The sequence below is a fragment of the Stenotrophomonas sp. GD04145 genome (assembly GCF_029835135.1).
Taxonomy (GTDB): domain Bacteria; phylum Pseudomonadota; class Gammaproteobacteria; order Xanthomonadales; family Xanthomonadaceae; genus Stenotrophomonas; species Stenotrophomonas maltophilia_P.
Genome location: NZ_JAODZG010000007.1, coordinates 98,540 through 115,278, shown reverse-complemented (window position 1 = coordinate 115,278; position 16,739 = coordinate 98,540). Strand labels below are relative to the sequence as shown.

General features: G+C 68.1%; 18 protein-coding genes. 9 read left to right on the top strand and 9 right to left on the bottom strand.

Annotated features, from left to right (window positions below):
- Nucleotides 1–42: 42 nt before the first annotated feature.
- Nucleotides 43–963: a 50S ribosomal protein L11 methyltransferase gene (prmA, locus tag N7367_RS06235; protein ID WP_279942001.1), complete on the bottom strand. Its 921-nt coding sequence runs from the start codon at nt 961–963 to the stop codon at nt 43–45.
- Nucleotides 964–1,114: 151 nt separating this feature from the next.
- Here prmA and N7367_RS06230 point away from each other — a divergent pair, with 151 nt between their 5' ends.
- Together N7367_RS06230 and N7367_RS06225 are read left to right on the top strand one after the other, a co-directional pair.
- On the top strand, nt 1,115–2,089 hold the full coding sequence (locus tag N7367_RS06230) for a hypothetical protein (RefSeq protein ID WP_053515678.1): 975 nt from the start codon (nt 1,115–1,117) through the stop codon (nt 2,087–2,089).
- Nucleotides 2,086–2,460 (top strand): hypothetical protein, encoded by a 375-nt coding sequence (locus tag N7367_RS06225; protein WP_065174417.1) that lies wholly within the window; start codon nt 2,086–2,088, stop codon nt 2,458–2,460. Before N7367_RS06230 ends, N7367_RS06225 begins: the two co-directional genes overlap by 4 nt.
- Before the next feature lie 133 nt (nt 2,461–2,593).
- Here N7367_RS06225 and accC read toward each other — a convergent pair whose 3' ends face one another.
- The 4 genes from accC to N7367_RS06205 form a co-directional block, all read right to left on the bottom strand.
- A complete protein-coding gene (accC, locus tag N7367_RS06220; protein WP_014648613.1) occupies nt 2,594–3,961 on the bottom strand; it encodes an acetyl-CoA carboxylase biotin carboxylase subunit in 1,368 nt (455 codons plus the stop codon).
- Between the two features lie 10 nt (nt 3,962–3,971).
- Nucleotides 3,972–4,451, bottom strand: coding sequence for an acetyl-CoA carboxylase biotin carboxyl carrier protein (accB, locus tag N7367_RS06215; protein WP_279941987.1), 480 nt, complete (start codon nt 4,449–4,451; stop codon nt 3,972–3,974).
- Between the two features lie 59 nt (nt 4,452–4,510).
- Nucleotides 4,511–4,954, bottom strand: coding sequence for a type II 3-dehydroquinate dehydratase (gene aroQ, locus N7367_RS06210; RefSeq protein ID WP_053515684.1), 444 nt, complete (start codon nt 4,952–4,954; stop codon nt 4,511–4,513).
- A gap of 231 nt (nt 4,955–5,185) precedes the next feature.
- Nucleotides 5,186–5,920 carry a DOPA 4,5-dioxygenase family protein gene (locus tag N7367_RS06205; protein WP_164151383.1) on the bottom strand — a complete coding sequence of 245 codons (735 nt, stop codon included), beginning with the start codon at nt 5,918–5,920 and terminating at the stop codon, nt 5,186–5,188.
- A 153-nt stretch (nt 5,921–6,073) separates the two neighbouring features.
- Between N7367_RS06205 and N7367_RS06200 the strand changes: the two genes are divergently transcribed.
- On the top strand, nt 6,074–6,901 hold the full coding sequence (locus N7367_RS06200; RefSeq protein WP_279941986.1) for an isocitrate lyase/phosphoenolpyruvate mutase family protein: 828 nt from the start codon (nt 6,074–6,076) through the stop codon (nt 6,899–6,901).
- 64 nt (nt 6,902–6,965) lie between these two features.
- On the opposite strand, the gene N7367_RS06195 is transcribed toward N7367_RS06200, so the two are convergent.
- The gene (locus N7367_RS06195; protein ID WP_279941984.1) at nt 6,966–9,014 is read right to left on the bottom strand and encodes a TonB-dependent receptor; all 2,049 of its coding nucleotides are present in this window, start codon (nt 9,012–9,014) and stop codon (nt 6,966–6,968) included.
- A 202-nt stretch (nt 9,015–9,216) separates the two neighbouring features.
- On the opposite strand from N7367_RS06195, the gene N7367_RS06190 reads away from it, so the two are divergent.
- Complete coding sequence (locus tag N7367_RS06190) at nt 9,217–9,813, top strand: NAD(P)H-dependent oxidoreductase (RefSeq protein ID WP_053515689.1); 597 nt, start codon at nt 9,217–9,219, stop codon at nt 9,811–9,813.
- 16 nt (nt 9,814–9,829) lie between these two features.
- A complete protein-coding gene (locus N7367_RS06185) occupies nt 9,830–10,423 on the top strand; it encodes a TetR/AcrR family transcriptional regulator (RefSeq protein WP_279941983.1) in 594 nt (197 codons plus the stop codon).
- 13 nt (nt 10,424–10,436) lie between these two features.
- Here N7367_RS06185 and N7367_RS06180 read toward each other — a convergent pair whose 3' ends face one another.
- Nucleotides 10,437–11,225, bottom strand: a complete 789-nt coding sequence (locus tag N7367_RS06180; RefSeq protein WP_279941982.1) for a D-alanyl-D-alanine carboxypeptidase — start codon at nt 11,223–11,225, stop codon at nt 10,437–10,439.
- A 120-nt stretch (nt 11,226–11,345) separates the two neighbouring features.
- Between N7367_RS06180 and N7367_RS06175 the strand changes: the two genes are divergently transcribed.
- From N7367_RS06175 to N7367_RS06165, 3 genes are all read left to right on the top strand, one after another.
- On the top strand, nt 11,346–12,896 hold the full coding sequence (locus tag N7367_RS06175) for an alkaline phosphatase (protein WP_279941981.1): 1,551 nt from the start codon (nt 11,346–11,348) through the stop codon (nt 12,894–12,896).
- 61 nt (nt 12,897–12,957) lie between these two features.
- A complete protein-coding gene (locus N7367_RS06170) occupies nt 12,958–13,524 on the top strand; it encodes a GIY-YIG nuclease family protein (protein ID WP_279941980.1) in 567 nt (188 codons plus the stop codon).
- A gap of 315 nt (nt 13,525–13,839) precedes the next feature.
- Nucleotides 13,840–14,736, top strand: a complete 897-nt coding sequence (locus tag N7367_RS06165; RefSeq protein WP_065174425.1) for a LysR substrate-binding domain-containing protein — start codon at nt 13,840–13,842, stop codon at nt 14,734–14,736.
- 51 nt (nt 14,737–14,787) lie between these two features.
- Here N7367_RS06165 and N7367_RS06160 read toward each other — a convergent pair whose 3' ends face one another.
- Complete coding sequence (locus tag N7367_RS06160; RefSeq protein WP_279941979.1) at nt 14,788–15,504, bottom strand: transporter substrate-binding domain-containing protein; 717 nt, start codon at nt 15,502–15,504, stop codon at nt 14,788–14,790.
- An 80-nt stretch (nt 15,505–15,584) separates the two neighbouring features.
- Between N7367_RS06160 and N7367_RS06155 the strand changes: the two genes are divergently transcribed.
- Entirely contained in the window at nt 15,585–15,791 is a 207-nt protein-coding gene (locus N7367_RS06155; RefSeq protein WP_279941978.1) for a hypothetical protein, read from the top strand.
- A gap of 23 nt (nt 15,792–15,814) precedes the next feature.
- Here the strand turns inward: N7367_RS06155 and N7367_RS06150 are convergent, their stop codons facing one another.
- The gene (locus N7367_RS06150; protein ID WP_279941977.1) at nt 15,815–16,654 is read right to left on the bottom strand and encodes an arylamine N-acetyltransferase; all 840 of its coding nucleotides are present in this window, start codon (nt 16,652–16,654) and stop codon (nt 15,815–15,817) included.
- Nucleotides 16,655–16,739 lie beyond the last annotated feature (85 nt).

The following is a 16,739-nucleotide window of genomic DNA, read 5'->3' as shown; positions in this document are numbered from 1 at the left end:
GCTCACGGTGCGGGTTCGGGTCGAGCGCTCATTCAAACACGATCAGGCGCGGCGCACGCCGGTGATGCGCATCCAGTCGCCATCGCGGGTCGCCTGCAGGTCGTCGAACCAGGCACTGTAACGCTGCAGCAGTTCGTGCTCCTGTCCATGCAGGATGCCCGACAGTGCGATGCGGCCACCGCCGGCCACGCGCGCGGCCAGCAGTTCGGCCAGCGCATCGAGGGCCGAGGCGAGGATGTTGGCGACCACGATGGGATAGGTTGCCACCGGCTCGTCCTGTGGCAGATAGACCCGCATGCGGCCCTGCTCGCCATTGCGCTCGGCATTGTCGGCGGTCGCGACCAGGGCCTGCGGATCATTGTCCACACCGATCGCCTCGGCGGCGCCCAGCTTCAGCGCAGCGAGGGCGAGGATGCCCGAGCCGCACCCGAAATCGAGCACGCGCTGGCCCTGCAGCTGGCCGTCCACGGCCAGCTGGTCCAGCCAGCGCAGGCACAGCGCGGTGGTGGGATGAGTACCGGAGCCGAAGGCCAGGCCCGGGTCCAGCCGGACGACGGCCGCGTCGGCGGCCTGCGCCGCCTCCGGCAGCTCATGGTTCCACGGCACGATCCAGGTGCGGCTGCCGAAGTCCATCGGCTGGAACTGGTCCAGCCAGGCACGCTCCCAGTCCTCGTCCTCGACGGCGCGGAAGCTGCCACCGCTCCAGTCCAGTTCCGGGTCGAACGCTTCCAGCGCCGCCAGCAGCAACAGCGCGTTGCTGTCAGCCGGGAACAGCGCCGTCAGCACCAGGCTGTCCCACAGCGGCGTCTCGCCCACGCCCGGTTCCAGGATCGCCTGCTCGTTGCTGGTGTCGGCCTCGGCATCGAGCAGGGTCACGGCCAACGCCCCGACGTCCTCCAGCGCATTCTCATAGCGGGGCTGGGTGGCTTCGGTGCAACGCAGGGTCAGTTCCAGGAACGGCATGGGATCGGGGGCAATCGCGGGAAAGGGGGCCATGCTAGACCATCGGGGCGTCTCCGTATGCTCTGAGATGAACGGCCCCCGTTCAGACAGGCCTGCCGGGCCTTGCTAAACTGCGCGCTTTCCTGTGCGCCCCCGACGCTTTCCGTTGCCGATGGCCCTCGCTCCGACCCTGAAAACCTGGTTGCTCGTGCTGCCGGCGGTGGCCGTGCTGGGCGTGGCCGGGTATCGGGCCAGCGGGCACGTGGGCTCGGTATCGTCTCCGGTCGCGGCCTCCGGGCTGCCGACGGCCCAGGTGGCGGGCAACGAGGATGGGACGACGATGCCGGTCATGCCCGAGGCGCTGGCGCGGCGTCTGGCGGCCTTCGAGCGGGGCGGCGCACTGCCGTCCGGCCTGCCGCTGGACATCCGGGCCGACATCGAGGGCGCCACCGATCTGTTCGCCTATGCGCAGCGGTTGCGTGCGCAGGCCGACGGTGGCAACCACGAAGCGCGCTGGATGCTCAGCCGGGTGTATGACTACTGCGCGCAGTACGCGGTCGATCCCGGGGGGTATCGCCTGGACAACAACGTGCTGGCGGGGCTGGGCCTGAGTGCCGCACCGGCCATGGTCGATGCGCGCGAGCGCGTGGCCCAGCGCTGCGGCGGGTTCGTGCCTGGCGACAAACTGGGCGCGGCGCTGGTGCTGGCGGAGCGTCGCAAGGCGGCCGCGCAGGGCAATCTGGCGGCCGAAGCTGCGCTGTTCGCTGAAGGTGAGCCGCTGCATGACAGCGCGGACTACCGCCGTGGCCTGGTCGAGCGCGTGCGCCTGTCGCGCGATCCGGAGGCATTCATGGCCCTCGCTCCGGGAATGGGCGTGCGCGCCGCCGGTGACAGTGCACTGGACGGGCTGGTGGCCGGCGAGCAGCTCAGCGAAATGGCGTGGCGGCTTGCGGCCTGCGAACTCGGTCTACCGTGTGGGGCCGACAGTGTGCTGGTCAACAGTTTTTGTGCGAATGGAGGGATCTGTTCGCAGGATGAGACGCAGGATTTCCGGGATTTCGTGTATGACGCTGCGGTTTCGCGGCAAGGTGCTGGGAAGATGAACGAATGGATCAAGCGATTGATTGGAAGGGGGAGCAGGCCATGAACTACCGTCGATTCCTTCACGGGGCCAAGTTCTGGTTCTGGGTGGCACTGTTCGTGGCCTATTCGGCCGGCGCGGTGGGCCTGTTGATGATCGATACCTACGAGGATCGCTACCGGCATCTGTCGAAGGTGGAGCTGACCACGGTGAAGGCACAGGAAGACCTGCGCCGCGCCGGCGCCAGCCAGGTCGCTGCGGTCTATCGCGCGCAGAGCGGCGTGCCGTTCGCATCGCTGCCGGCGGGCAGCACCTTCCAGGTGGTCTGGCCCGATGGCTCGACCGAGACCATGGTGATCGTCGATCCGACCTCGCCCAATGGCGTGCGCCCGCTGCCGAACTCGCAGATTCCGGCAACCGCGGCCGACAGGCACTGACGCCGATCCTGCAGCGCCGGGCCCTCACGCGCGGCTGCTTTTCCCGGTACGCCGGGCGCGGGGGAAGGCGCTGCAGAATGCACGAAAAGGGCGGGGATATCCCCGCCCTTTTCGTGTCCGGCACCTGTGCCGATCAGGTCAGCGCGATCGGTTTGTTCTTGCGCTCGGCCAGACGCTTTTCCAGGTAGTGGATGTTCTGGCCACCGGCCTGGAAGCCCTTGTCGCGCATGATCCGCTGCTGCAGGGCGATGTTGGTCTTGATACCGTCGACCACCATTTCGCTCAGCGCCACCCGCATGCGGGCGATCGCGGTTTCGCGGTCCGGGCCGTGCACGATCAGCTTGCCGATCATCGAGTCATAGTTCGATGGCACGCGGTAACCACTGTAGATGTGGGTGTCCACGCGCACGCCGGGGCCGCCCGGCGGATGGAAGCCGGTGATGGTGCCCGGGCTCGGCACGAAGGTTTCAGCATCTTCGGCGTTGATGCGGCACTCGATGGCATGGCCGGTGAGCACCACGTCGCTCTGCTTGATCGACAGCTTCTGGCCGGCGGCGATCTTCAGCTGCTCGGCCACCAGGTCGATGCCGGTGACCATTTCGGTGACCGGATGTTCCACCTGGATGCGGGTGTTCATTTCGATGAAGTAGAAGCGGCCGTCCTCGTACAGGAACTCGAACGTGCCGGCGCCGCGGTAGCCGATGCGGATGCAGGCCTCCACGCAGACCTTGCCGATCTGCTCGCGCTGCTCGGCGGTGATGCCCGGTGCCGGTGCTTCCTCGACCACCTTCTGGTGACGGCGCTGCATCGAGCAGTCGCGCTCGCCGAGGTGGATGGCATTGCCCTGGCCGTCGGCCAGCACCTGGATCTCCACGTGGCGCGGGTTCTCCAGGAACTTCTCCATGTAGACCTCGCCATTGCCGAACGCCGCCTTCGCTTCGCTCTTGGTGGTTTCGATCGAGGTCTTCAACGAGGCTTCGGCGTGCACCACGCGCATGCCGCGACCGCCGCCGCCGCCCGCTGCCTTGATGATGACCGGGTAGCCGATCTCACGGGCGATCTTGGTGTTGGCGACGATGTCCTCGCCCAGCGGGCCGCCCGAGCCGGGCACGCACGGCACACCGGCGGCCTTCATGGCGCGGATGGCTTCGACCTTGTCACCCATCATGCGGATGGTGTCGGCCTTGGGGCCGATGAAGATGAAGCCGGATTCCTCCACGCGCTCGGCGAAATCGGCGTTCTCCGACAGGAAGCCGTAGCCCGGATGGATGGCCTGGGCATCGGTGACTTCCGCCGCGGCGATCAGGGCGGGGATGTTGAGGTAGCTCTGCGGCGACGGCGCCGGGCCGATGCAGACCGACTCGTCGGCCATGGCCACATGCTTGAGGTTGCGGTCGACCGTGGAGTGCACGGCCACCGTGCGGATGCCCAGGGTGTGGCACGCGCGCAGGATGCGCAGCGCGATCTCCCCTCGGTTGGCGATGACGACTTTGTCGAGCATGGCGTGCCCCTCAGCCGATCACGAACAGCGGCTGGTCGAACTCCACCGGCTGGCCGTTCTCGCCGAGGATGGCGACGATGGTGCCGGACGCGTCGGCTTCGATCGGGTTGAACATCTTCATCGCTTCGATGATGGCCAGGGTTTCGCCTTCCTTGACCTGCTGGCCCACGGTGACGAAGGCCGGCTTGTCCGGAGCGGACGAGGCATAGAAGGTGCCGACCATCGGCGAACGCAGCACGTGGCCTTCCGGCAGCGCCGGGCCCGGCTTGGCGGTGCCGCCGGTGGAGGCTTCGGTCGGCGACTGCATCGGCATTGCCTGCGGCGCCGGTGCGGCAGGGGCGGCATACACCGGAGCGGCGACCGGGGCGGCATAGCCGGTGACCGGGGCGCGCGACAGGCGCACGGACTCTTCGCCTTCCTTGATTTCGATTTCGGCCAGGTTCGACTCTTCCAGCAGGTCGATCAGCTTCTTGATTTTGCGCAGATCCATGAGGGCCTCTTGGGTTTCTATCTAGGTGAGGAGAGCGCCGTGGGCGCCCGGGTCGACAATCAGGTGGCGGACAACCGCAGCAGCGCCGCGTCCATCGCGTAGCGGTAGCTGTCGGCGCCGAAGCCGCACACCACGCCGACCGCCTTGTCGCTGAAATAGCTGTGCTGGCGGAACGGTTCGCGGGCGTGCGGGTTGGACAGGTGGATTTCGATGAACGGCACGGCCACGGCCGCCAGCGCATCGCGCAGGGCGACCGAGGTGTGGGTGAACGCGGCCGGGTTGATCAGGATGAACGCCGTGCCGTCGGTGCGGGCGGCCTGTACGCGGTCCACCAGCGCGTGTTCGGCGTTGGACTGCAGGCTCTCCAGCACGTGCCCGGCGGCGTCGGCCTGGCGGGCCAGCGCCTGGTCGATGTCGGCCAGGGTGGTGTGGCCGTAGACCTCCGGCTCGCGGGTACCGAGCAGGTTGAGGTTGGGGCCGTGCAGGACCAGCAGCTTCGCCATGGGATCCGATCGACTGGAAAGGGCGGCAGTCTGGCGGAAGCGGCCGATGCTGTCCAGTTCGGCGAAGTTTGCTGCGTTTCAATCGATTGTTTGAAATCGCTGGAAGCGCTTGTGCCCGTATGCCGGGCAGCGCCTCAAGGCGCGCTGAACGCGGCGACGGCTGCTGATACCCGCACGTACGCCGACGATGGCGGCCGACCGCTCCTGTCCGGCCAGGCCGGGCGGGTCTGCTCAGGTTTCCAGCGGCCGCGTCGGCACGACGTTGGGGAACACCTGTTCCAGCGGCTCCTGCTCGCCCGGCCGGGGCGCGGGCCAGTCGTAGGCGTTCACCGGCTGCGCGCGGTTCACCCACAGCGCGTAGTGCAGGTGGTCGGCGCGCCCATCGCCGGTGTTGGGGTGGATGAGGATCGTCAGGCCCAGGCTGTTGAGCTGCAGCCATGGCACCACGACCGGCAGGAGATCGTTGGTGAAGCCGAAGTAGAAGGACGGGGTGACATGGGGGCCGCGTGGCTCCGGATTCCAGTTGCCCAGTTCCACCGGGAAGCGTTCCGCCACCCAGCGCCGGATCAGTGCGGCCTTGGCCGAGGTGTCCTCGTCGAAATAGATGTGGGCGTGGTAACTCTTGATGTCGGTGTAGGGGCGTGGGAGGGTCGGCAATGGCGATTCGCCCGGGCGTGTGCTGCGCGGTCGTGGGGTCGGTTCGCTGGCGGTGTCCTGTCCCCAGGGACTGCGGCCCTGCGCCGGCGGCGGGACGATCGCCTGGAATCCGGGACGCCCCGGTGCGGTCGTGTTCGCCACCTCTCGGGCCGGTGTTGCGGCGGCCGGACTCGTGGCGCCGGCCAGGCCACCTGCGGCCAGGCCGGCCGATGCGATCAGGCGGCGCCGGCTGGGTGAGAACGGCGCGGCCTGGTGTGCATCGGTGTCGTCGCCAGCAACGGCGTCAGGGGAATGCGGGGAGCGCGGCATGGTCGTTTCCGTGGACGGCGGACCGTCACCGTCGGACGGATGCGGGGGCCGCGTCCAATGATCCGGTGGCATCACCTGATGCTGCGCCGCAGGTGCGTTGAGTCCTGTGCGCGGCCCGGATAGGGTGGTCAGCTCACCGCACGGATACCCGCCATGAACAGCGCAGATGCCAGCACTGCCCGCAGACGTGCCACGTTCCGGCAGTTGCATGCGCAGGGCTGCTTCGTATTGCCCAATCCGTGGGACATCGGCAGCGCGCGCTACCTGCAGCGGCAGGGCTTCCTGGCATTGGCCACCACCAGCGCGGGATGTGCATGGAGCGAAGGTCGCCCCGATGGTGCGGTATCGCTGCAGGCGACGCTTGACCACCTGCGGCTGATGGTGGCCGCCACCGACCTGCCGGTGAACGCAGACTTCGGCGATGGCTTCGGCGCCACGCCACAGGACGTGGCTGAGGCCGTGACGGCGGCCCTGGATACGGGCATCGCCGCTCTGTCGATTGAAGATGCCAGCGGTCTGGCCGACGCGCCGCTGCGCCCGCTGGAGGAGGCCGTGCAACGCCTGCGTGCGGCGCGTGCGGCCATCGATCGCGCCGCGGCCGATGTGCTGCTGGTGGGCCGGGCGGAAAACTTCTTCGTGGGCGTACCGGATCTGGAAGACACGCTGCAGCGCCTGCGTGCCTACGCGGCCGCAGGTGCCGATGTGTTGTACGCACCGGGCATCACCACGGCCGAACAGATCCAGGCGGTGGTGGCCGCGGCCGGCGGCAAGCCGGTGAACCTGCTGGTGGGCGCACCGACGTCACTGACGCTGCAGGACATCGCTGCGATGGGGGTACGCCGGGTCAGCCTGGGCGGGGCGTTGGCCCGTGCGGCGTGGGGGGGATTGATGCGGGCCACCGATCCCATCCAGCAGGAAGGCCGCTTTGATGGCCTGCAGGCGGCAGCATCGGGTGCGGCGCTGAACGCGCTGTTCCGCTGAGGCAGGGCCGCGGATGCACGGCAGGATCCCTTCGCTGCGCGAAGGGATCCGAGCCAGTGCTGCATCAGAACCGTGCGGTGGCGCCCACGAAGAAGGTGCGTGCACCGCCGTCGTAGTTGTTGCCTTCGTCGATCGTGGAAACGTCGCCCACGTTCAGGACGCCGGCACGCAGGGTCAGGTTCTCGTTCACATCGAAACCGGTCACCAGATCCCAGGTGGTGTACGCCTTGGCGAAGGTCGCGCTGGTGGCCGATACCAGTTGCTTGCCGATGTGCTGCGCACTGGCATTCAACGACCAGGCATCGGTCACCTGCCATTCCAGCGAGGTGTTGGCGGTCAGCTCCGGTACTACCAGCAGGGTAGCGCCGGTGGTGCGGTTCTTCGATTCCAGCATGCGCGTGGCGTGGGTGGTCCAGCTCAGGCGTTCGTGCAGCGGCACGGTCACGCTGGCCTCCACACCGCGGGTGCGTGCCTTCTGGATGTTCTGCGCCACCGTCCACCAGTAGCCATTGACGAAGCTGCTGGTCTGGCCGGGAATCTGGCTCAGCGGCACCTGTTCGATCTTGTCGTCGAAGTTGGTCAGGAAGTAGGTGGCCGAGGCCGACCAGCCCTCGCGGTCGAAGCCCACGCCCAGCTCGTAGTTGGTGCTGGTCTCCGGTTCCAGGTTGGGGTTGCCGGCCATGTAGCAGCCGCGCGTGCCGTCGGCATTCACCGAACGGCTGCTCCAGCCTTCGGCGGTCAGGGCACGGCAGCCGTTGCCGCCGGACTGGGTCGCAGCGCCGGCCGTTCCCTGCTTCAGGTTGGGGGCACGGAAGCCCTTGGAAATGCCGCCGCGCACGGTCCATGCATCGGCCGGGTGCCAGACGCCGTAGATGCGCGGGCTCAGGTTGTCATCGTAGTTTTCCGTGTTGTCCCAGCGCAGGCCCAGGGTCAGCACGAAGCGCTCGTGCAGGGTGAGGTGGTCCTCGGCGAACAGCGCCCAGGAGTCGGCCTCGCTGGTCGGGCTGATGCGGCCGCTGCCCGTCCAGGTGACCGGAACGGTACCGATGGTGTCGCTGTTCTCCAACTCCTCGCGTTTCCACTGCCCGCCCACATTCAGGCTGTGCTCGACGCCCCAGTGGAAGCCGGTGTTGAAGGCGGTATCGAACACCGTTTCCTTCGAACGGTTGCCGACGTCGCTGCCCTTGTCTTCGTATTCGTTCTGCACCAGCGTGGTCTTCGACGTGGTGGCGTCGCTGTAGGTGCCGTCATGGCGGATCACGTAGCCGGTCTGCACCAGCTTGGACAGTCCCCAGCTGTTGACCTGGCCGGCCCCGCTGTTGCGCTGCGTTCCGCGCGAGGCCTCCACGCCCACGACGTGGCTGTCGCTGATGCGCCAGTCGAACAGCACGTTGGCGTTCTCTGCCTTGTTGCCCGGTGTCTGCCGCGCGCCGCGGTCAGATTCGCGGTCAGTGACGTTGGCGCCGATGCGCACGCCCAGGTTGTCGGTCAGCGGGCCGCTGAACAGCGCTCCCATCTGCGTGGTGTTGCCGCGGGTGTCCGAATCGGGCTTGCTGTAGTTGAAGGTGGCCGAGCCGCCCCAGTGGTCGGCGATCTTGCGGGTGATGATGTTGATCACACCCCCCATCGCGTCCGATCCGTACAGCGAGGACATCGGGCCGCGCACCACTTCGATGCGTTCGATCATGTCCGGCGACAGCCAGTTCAGATCCTGCGGGCCCAGGTCATCACGATAGTTCACGCCGGCCGAGCTGCCCTGGCGGCGGCCATCGATCAGGATCAGTGTGTACTGCTCGGGCAGGCCGCGCAGCCGGATCTTCGACTGCGCACCGGACAGCGCGTAACCGCCGGTCACGCCGGGCACGGTGCTCAACAGCTTGCCGATGCTGCTGACCGGCTTGCGCTCGATGTCCTCGCGGGTGATCACGCTGATGCTGGCGGGGGCATCCCGGATCCACTGCTGGGCGCCGGTGGCGGTGACCACCACGGTGTCCATCTGCTTGGCGGCGGCATCGGCTGACGCCTCGGCGTGGGCCTGGGAGGCGAGGGCAAGGCCGATGGCCACGGCCAGCGTGGCAACGGAACGACGGGACTTCAGACTGGCATGCAACATCGCGCGGTACTCCGGGTGAGGGGTCCACTGGCGATGGCTGGGACGTCCGTGTGGGGTTTCAGATCTCCTTAACAATCGTATCACGAATCATTTGCATTTGACTTGAGGCGATACAGAACGCCAGAAACAGTGTCCTGCTGGCAGTGCTGATCGGGCTGGGTTCGCTAGTTACCATTAGTAACTAATCTCCACGGAGTTGCCCATGCACAGCCTGATTGTTGTTGCCCATCCCGATCCTGCCTCGCTGACCCACGCGGTAGCCGCTCGCATCGCGCAGGCCATCGCCGATGCCGATGAGAGCAATACCACCGCCATGGCCGATCTGATGGCCGAAGGCTTCGACCCGCGCTTCAACGGGCAGGACCAGGCCCTGTTCCGCGGCATCGCGCCGCCGCCGGCCGATGTGGCGGCCGAGCACGCACGGCTGGATGCGACCGACACGCTGGTGCTGGTCTACCCGCTCTACTGGTGGTCGTTCCCGGCGCTGCTGAAGGGCTGGATCGATCGCGTTTTCACCCAGGGCTGGGCCTACGCCGAGGGTGCCGATGGAAAAGTGGAGAAGCGGCTGCAGCGGCTGCAGGTGCATCTGGTCGGCATCGGGGGTGCCGATGCCGCGATGATTGAACGCCGTGGCTATGGCGCGGCCATGAACACGCAGATCGACATGGGCATCTTCGATTACTGCGGCGCGCGCGTGCTGTCCTCCACCCTGCTGCTGGAGGCGGACACCGGGGCGGCCGCGGCGCATCTGCAGACCGCGATGGAGATCGGCCGTAAAATCGGACATCCAACGAGCTGACAGCCGTGTTCCGCCGATGCCTGCCACCGACACCCCCACGCGTCGCCGACTGACCCGCGAGCAGCGGGCCCGCCAGCTGCTGGATGTCGCATGGGCGCTGGTAGGCGCCGAAGGCACCGATGCCTTGACCCTGGGGCGCCTGGCCGAAGCGGCGGGCGTGACCAAGCCGGTGGCCTACGATCACTTCGTGACGCGCAACGGCCTGCTGGCGGCGCTCTACCATGACTACGACCAGCGGCAGACGCTCATTTTCAATGACCGTATCGCCGCGGCGCCGGCAGAACTGACCGCGCGCGCAGCGGCCATCGCGTCCGGTTACATCGACTGCGTGCTGAGCCAGGGCAGCGACGTGCAGAGCATCCTCGCAGCGCTGGTCGGCGCGCCGGAACTGCGCGAGGTGCGGCACTGCTACCAGCAGGAGTTCATCGACAACTGCGCGGACTGGCTGGGCCCGTTCGCCGGTGACGGCCAGATACCGGTGGAGGGGCGCTGGGCGATCCTCGGCGCTGCCGAAGCGCTGTCCGAAGCGGTGGCCAATGGCGCGATCGGCAAAGCCGACGCGGAACGCGAACTGCAGCGGGTGATCGTATCCACGGTTGTACGGGCCTGACTGCCCGCAAAGCTCAGGCTTCTGCGACGGTGTCGCCGGCCAACGCGGCGAATCCACTGGCAAGATGCCTGCGCACCCGCGCATCGCGTGCTTCGCGGTCTTCCGAGCCAAGCACCACGGTGATCAATCGCACCGGCTGCGCGTGTCCGGCGATGGGGCGGCGCGCCGTAGCCGCCAGGCAGAACCCGGCCGCGCGGGTATAGCCGGTCTTCAGGCCGTCCACACCTTCATCGGCGAGCAGTGCGTTCTGGTTGCTGCGGCTGAACGTCCCGTGCGCGAACGCCGGCTGTGCGGTGATGGCCAGCACCTGTGGATGATCTGCCAGCAGGCGGCCCGCCAGCACCGCCATGTCGCGTGCGCTGGATACGTGCCGCGGCGTGGTGATGCCGGACACCGACGCGAACCAGGTACTGCCCAGGCCGAGACGCCGCGCCAGCGCGTTCATGTGCTGCAGGTACGCCGCCTGCGAGCCGTGCAGATGGCGGGCAAGCACAAGGGCCGCGTCGTTGCCCGATACCACCAGCATGCCCTGCAGCAGCCGGCCCAGCGTGACCGTTTCGCCGGGCACCAGGCCCATGCGCGTTTCATCGTCAGCAACCGCGTGCACGTCCTCGGCGGCAACGGTCACCGGCATCTCCCAAGCGGCGGCGCCGGACGCGACCTGTTCGTAGGCTGCGTACGCGATCATCAGTTTGGTCAGTGAAGCAGGCGGACGCTGCAGGTCGGCGTTCTCCTGGTGGATGACCGCGAAGCTGCCGGCATCCAGGGTGATCGAGGAGACCGGGGGACGTGGAGACGGCATGGTGGCGCGGCATGGGAGACGTTCCACAGGATACCGCTGCCACGATGCGTGAATCTGCAATATTGCAATGATATAACGTCGCGCATTCCGGGCCGCCTGCCCGACCCCACAGGATGCACGATGACCGCACACACGCCGCGCCGTTGGCTCTACCCTTCGATTCTGGCCGCGCTGGCAGCCCTCGCCGGCTGCCAGCCGGCACCGCGTGCGCAGGCGCCGGTGGCGACCGGCGGCTACCCGCACAACGTGATCGTGATGATCAACGACGGCGCGGGCTGGGGAACCTGGGATGCCGCCGCGTACTGGCAGTATGGCGGCCGCGAAGGCGCCCCGTACGCGCACTTCCCGCAGCGCCTTGCGGTGGCCACGTTCCCGCTCAACGCCAGCAGCCAGCCCACGCACGATTCGGCGCAGACGCTCGGCTACGACGCCGCGAAAGCATGGGATGCCACCCCGGTACCGGCAGCGGATCTTCCGTTCGCCGGTTATCAGTACCTGGCCGCGGTGGCGACCGACAGCGCCGCGGCGGGCACGGCGTTGTCGTCGGGCATCAAGACGTACAACAACGCCATCAACGTCAACAACGACGGCGTCACGGTCGAGTTCAACACCCTGCGCGCCAAGCGCCTGGGCATGGCAACCGGTGTGGTCACCTCGGTGCCGTTCTCGCACGCGACACCGGCCGCGTTCGCCGCGCAGAACGCGTCGCGCAACAACTACCATGCCATCGCCCACCAGATGCTGGCCCAGGGCCACATGGACCTGGTCATGGGAACCGGCGGCCCCGGCTACAGCGTCGATGGCCGCGCCTGCGATGACGATGCAGGCGCAGTGAAGGAAGAGGGTTGCGCGAACCCCTGGGAGTGGGTGTCGCAGCAGGACTGGCAGCAGCTGGAAGCAGGCACCCCCATCGCTGGCAATCCTGCCGGACCGTGGCGGTTGATCCGCAGCAAGGAAGCGTTCGCTGCGCTTGCACAGGGGAGGTTGCCAGCCGACCGCCCGTTGATCGGCGTACCGCGTGTGGCCAGCACCCTGCAGCAGGCGCGTCAGCTGCAGGTCCTGGGCAGGGATGAGACCACTCCCTCCGGCGTGAGGAAGATCGACAGCGTGCCGGATCTGGCGACCATGACCCGCGGCGCCCTGCAGTTTCTGCAGCAGCGCTCGTCCAAGGGCCTGTTCCTGATGGTGGAAGGTGGGGCCACCGACTGGGCCGCGCATACCAGTGCGTGCGGCACCGAATGGCATTACGGCCAGTGCGGCGACCAGCCGCAGTACGGCCGCCTGATCGAAGAGACGGTCGAGTTCAACGATGCGGTATCGGCGGTGGTGGCGTGGATCGAGCGCAACGGCGGATGGCAGCGCAATCTGCTGATCGTCACCACCGACCACGACAACAGCATGCCGATGGGGCCCGACGCGCAGCAGGTGGCGTTCGAGCCGGTGCGCAACAACGGGCGCGGGCGGATGCCGGGGATGAGCTTCCGCCCCACCGGCAATCATTCCAATGCACTGGTACCGCTGTGGGCCAATGGCGCCGGCGCGGAGCGGCTCGGCGCCCGCGTACGCGGCATCGACGCCGGCTACCGCCAGCATGTGCGGTGGAATGATGGCAGCTACATCGACAACACCGACGTGGCTGCCGCAGTGCAGGACGTGCTGCAGCGGCCGTGATCCGAACGGCGCACGGTTCGGCCCGGTTGCCATCGCGTCCGAAGCGATGCAGCCTGCGCCGATGGAACCGCAGATCCGCATCGATGGTCGTGTCTTCGCCTACGTCTTTCCCTGCGCCTGGGAGGATTACGCCAAGATCGGCTTCTCGCGTGACCCGCTCGGTCGCATCAGCGCACTGCATCGGCGCTGGTTCGAGTTCTTCGATCTGTGCGCCGGGGCGCTGGTGGAGGCGGAAACCGAGCGCGATGCGCGTGACCTGGAGCTGGAGCTGCGTGCCCCCTTCCGAGCACATCGCGCGCCGGCACCGATGACCGTGCAGGACAAGGCCGGCGGGCGCACCGAATGGGTGCGTGGCGCGAACCAGGCCCTGTCCGATGCTGTGCGTACGCTGGATGGGCGCGGATATCGGACCTTCCCGCTGCGCCCCTGGCTGCGCGCCGCCATGGTCCAGCGGCTGGATCGCCTGCATGACTGGGCCGCCCTGCAGCTGCCGGAAGAGGAAAGCCTGCGCATTCCGGGCAGCGCCGGCCCGGCGGTGCTGCGCGATACCCTCGATGGCTATCGCGCGCTGGACATCGACCCGCTGCCATCGCTGCCGCCCCATGTGCAGGCCTGGTACGGGCATTAGCGCCCCGGCCCCGGTAAGCCCGCCGCTGCCGCGCTCAGCGCGGGGCGGAGCAGGTGGGGCAAGGCACCTTTGCTGCAGCTGGGCGGTCCAGGTGTGTGCTCCGGTACGGCTTTGCCGGTGCCCCGGTCGTGCTGGCCACCGGCGTGGCCAACTGGCGGGCCAGCTCCGCGCTTGCGATGTGACCGTGCAGGAACAACAGACTGCTGAAGATGTTCATGATCGTCGCTCCACTTGAGTGGATTGAACGATACGGGCAGCATGAGGACGTAAAAAGCGACATTTCCGCAAGCTTGACTTGAACAGGATTCAAGCCTCATGTCCCGCCCACCCCTCCATGCCCTGCAGGGTTTCGTGGCTGCCGCGCGCCTGGGCAACCTGTCACGCGCCGCGGCGTCGATGAACCTGACCGTCAGCGCGCTCAGCCACCAGATGCGGCAGCTCGAAGAACGCCTCGGCCAGCCTCTGCTGGTCCGCCAGGCGCGCGGGGTCGCACTGACCCTGGAGGGCCAGCGCCTGCTCGATCGGGTCGGGCCGCACCTGGATGCAATCAACGAGGTGTTCCAGCGCTACGCCGCGCGCGCCGAACATGTGCTGACGATCAGCGCCGTACCGTCGATGGCCTCCGCATGGCTGGTGCCACGGCTGGGTCATTTCGTCGCCGCACACCCGCAGATCGAGATCAACCTGCAGTCCAGCGAGCGCCTTGTCGATTTCGATCGGCAGCTGCAGTTCGACGCGGCGTTGCGCGTAGGCGGCGGGCAATGGGCCGGGCTGGTGGTCGAGCGGCTGTTCGATGAGTGGCTGGTGCCGATGGCCAGCCCGGCGCTGATCGCGCGGATGGGCGGCATCGACCGTGCTCCACTGGCGCAGTGGCCGCTGCTGGGCGATCCGGATGGCGCATGGGCCGCGTGGTTTGCGCTGATCGGGCAGAGCCCCCCTTCGCGGTTCGTGGCGGTGCTCGACGATTCCGAAGCGCATCACCGTGCAGCGCTCGATGGCGTCGGCGTGGCCCTGGGCCGGCTGACGCGCGCGCGCCTGCTGCTGGATTCGGGCCAGCTGGTCGCGTTGTCGGAGCAGCGGCTGAAAACGGCCTGGCCGCACTGGCTGGTGTATCCGCAGCGCTCGGCGCGCCACCGTGGATTCCTCGCTTTCCGTGAGTGGTTGCATGCGCAGGCCAGCGAGCATGCGCGGCACATGGAGACGCAGGGCTGATCCGGCCCGGCGCACGCGGCCACCTGTCGCGTGCTGCGGGCCACCGCTGCGTCATCGCACCAGGGTGACCGCCTGTCCGGAACGTGCGAAAGCGTCCTCGAGCAAGGGCCCTGCCCTGATCGCCTCGACCTCGTCGAACAGGGCCCGCAGGGCGGCAGCGGGGCGCGCCGCAGGTGCGGCCACTGCCTGCTGGATCGCAGTGAAGCGGTCGGCGAGCACGCGGTGTCCCGGATGCTGCAGTGCCCAGGCCTGCAGTGGCTGGCGCACGCCAGCGGCGGCATCCAGGCGCCGTGCGTCAAACAGATCGATGGCCGTCGCCGACGTGTCGGCACGCTCGATCGTGGCGTGCCGCAGTTCCCGGCTCAGGAACAGATCGTAGGCGGCACCGCGGCCAACGGCGATACGCAGCCCATCGCGATCCAGATCGGCCACCTGCCGCGCGGGACTGTCCTCGCGCACCAGGTAGGTTCCTTCGATCTCCACATACGGTGCACTGAAGGCGATGCGGCCGGCACGTGCCGGATCGATGGCGAGAAAGGCCAGGTCCCATGCGTCGTCGGCTGCCGCCGCGACCACCGATGCGGCCGCATCGTGACAGGTGAATCGCGCCTGCACGCCCATCCGCTGCGCCAGCGCGGTGGCCAGTTCCACCGAGGGGCCGCGCGGCGATCGGGTGTCGCCCTGAGCAAGGACCGGATTCCCCAGATTGATGGCGACGCGCAGATGGCCCAGTGGCGCCAGTGCACTTCGGTGATCGGCCAGGGTCATGCAGCGCTCCGCGAAGGGGGGCAGGCCAGCATGCCCGCAACGATGCGCACGGAATGTCAGGGCGGCGCCATCCTGCGACGATGAACCCCATCGCGCATGTCGAGATTCCGGCCAGCGACCTGGCTCGCGCCATCGCCTTCTACCAGCAGTGGCTGCAGGTGCGCATCGATGCGCCGGTCCACCTGCACGGCTGCCGCGGCCCGGCAGATGCCGGCCACTGGCGGGTGGCCGAGATCTGCGACAGCGAGGGCAACCGCATTGCGCTGCAGGCGCCGGTGACGCCGTAACCCGGGCACCGTGCCGCGCGGTGCTACCGTGATGCGGCGTGCGAGCGCTGCAGCCAATCGGTGATCGCCGGATCGAGCCGCGCATCGTCCGGTACGCGCAGGCCGAATGCCGACTGCAGCACGTCGCGCACGTCGGCGGCATCGCGCAGTGGGCGCTTGAGCGGCGCCTGCCCGGGGCGGTACTCGGTGTAGTTGCCACTGCCGATGGTGCGCCGCCAGTCCGGGCCGGCCAGTGACGCGCGCAGCTGGCCGGGGAAACCCGAATCCGGGTGCGTGCACACGTACCAGTTGGCCACCACGTTGTCGATCGGCGCTGGCGGCCGCAGGTCGAAGCGGTACAGCGCCCGCCATGCGTCGCCCGTCTGGGCGGACAGCACGAAGTCGTCCTCGCCCGGCAGCTGCTGCAGCTGGAAAGACTCGTGCGGCGTGGCCTGCGGCGCCGTTTCGTACAGCCGCAGCGGCACTGTCGGAGTCAGGCCACCGAAGCCGGCATCGACCAGCCAGTCCTCTCCCTCCACATGCACGCGCAGCAGCAGGTGGGTACGCGCCGTCGGGGCATTGTCCTGTGCCGCCAGCAGCACGCGCGCGCTCAGCGGCTGTGCGTCGAAGCCCACTGCCTGCAGGAGCGCCAGCAGGCCGCCGTTGAGTTCAAAGCAGTAGCCGCCGCGCTGCTGGTCGAGCAGCTTGTGCTGCACGCTGTCCAGATCGATCGGTACCGCGTCGCGCAGCAGGCTGCTGAGGGTTTCAAAGGGGAGCAGGGCGTTGTGGCGCTGCACCAGCAGGGTCAGTCCGGCAAGGTCCAGCGACGGCGGAGCATCCAGTTGCAGGCGCTGCAGATAACGGGGGACGTCGAGCGGGGTCATGGCGAGGGCGGCCGGTGGGAACAATCCCACTGTGCAACCACAACCGGGGTTGAGGTCAAGCGCGGGCGCTGTGTCACGTCTCCGT

Excerpts from the sequence above, each read along its gene's own strand:
- accC (WP_014648613.1), bottom strand. The coding sequence starts at position 3,961 with ATGCTCGACAAAGTCGTCATCGCCAACCGAGGGGAGATCGCGCTGCGC.
- N7367_RS06190 (WP_053515689.1), top strand. The coding sequence starts at position 9,217 with ATGCACAGCCTGATTGTTGTTGCCCATCCCGATCCTGCCTCGCTGACC.
- N7367_RS06160 (WP_279941979.1), bottom strand. The coding sequence starts at position 15,504 with ATGACCCTGGCCGATCACCGAAGTGCACTGGCGCCACTGGGCCATCTG.
- N7367_RS06175 (WP_279941981.1), top strand. The coding sequence starts at position 11,346 with ATGACCGCACACACGCCGCGCCGTTGGCTCTACCCTTCGATTCTGGCC.
- prmA (WP_279942001.1), bottom strand. The coding sequence starts at position 963 with ATGCCGTTCCTGGAACTGACCCTGCGTTGCACCGAAGCCACCCAGCCC.
- aroQ (WP_053515684.1), bottom strand. The coding sequence starts at position 4,954 with ATGGCGAAGCTGCTGGTCCTGCACGGCCCCAACCTCAACCTGCTCGGT.
- N7367_RS06200 (WP_279941986.1), top strand. The coding sequence starts at position 6,074 with ATGAACAGCGCAGATGCCAGCACTGCCCGCAGACGTGCCACGTTCCGG.
- accB (WP_279941987.1), bottom strand. The coding sequence starts at position 4,451 with ATGGATCTGCGCAAAATCAAGAAGCTGATCGACCTGCTGGAAGAGTCG.
- N7367_RS06225 (WP_065174417.1), top strand. The coding sequence starts at position 2,086 with ATGAACTACCGTCGATTCCTTCACGGGGCCAAGTTCTGGTTCTGGGTG.
- N7367_RS06165 (WP_065174425.1), top strand. The coding sequence starts at position 13,840 with ATGTCCCGCCCACCCCTCCATGCCCTGCAGGGTTTCGTGGCTGCCGCG.
- N7367_RS06205 (WP_164151383.1), bottom strand. The coding sequence starts at position 5,920 with ATGCCGCGCTCCCCGCATTCCCCTGACGCCGTTGCTGGCGACGACACC.
- N7367_RS06180 (WP_279941982.1), bottom strand. The coding sequence starts at position 11,225 with ATGCCGTCTCCACGTCCCCCGGTCTCCTCGATCACCCTGGATGCCGGC.
- N7367_RS06150 (WP_279941977.1), bottom strand. The coding sequence starts at position 16,654 with ATGACCCCGCTCGACGTCCCCCGTTATCTGCAGCGCCTGCAACTGGAT.
- N7367_RS06155 (WP_279941978.1), top strand. The coding sequence starts at position 15,585 with ATGAACCCCATCGCGCATGTCGAGATTCCGGCCAGCGACCTGGCTCGC.
- N7367_RS06230 (WP_053515678.1), top strand. The coding sequence starts at position 1,115 with ATGGCCCTCGCTCCGACCCTGAAAACCTGGTTGCTCGTGCTGCCGGCG.
- N7367_RS06185 (WP_279941983.1), top strand. The coding sequence starts at position 9,830 with ATGCCTGCCACCGACACCCCCACGCGTCGCCGACTGACCCGCGAGCAG.
- N7367_RS06170 (WP_279941980.1), top strand. The coding sequence starts at position 12,958 with ATGGAACCGCAGATCCGCATCGATGGTCGTGTCTTCGCCTACGTCTTT.
- N7367_RS06195 (WP_279941984.1), bottom strand. The coding sequence starts at position 9,014 with ATGTTGCATGCCAGTCTGAAGTCCCGTCGTTCCGTTGCCACGCTGGCC.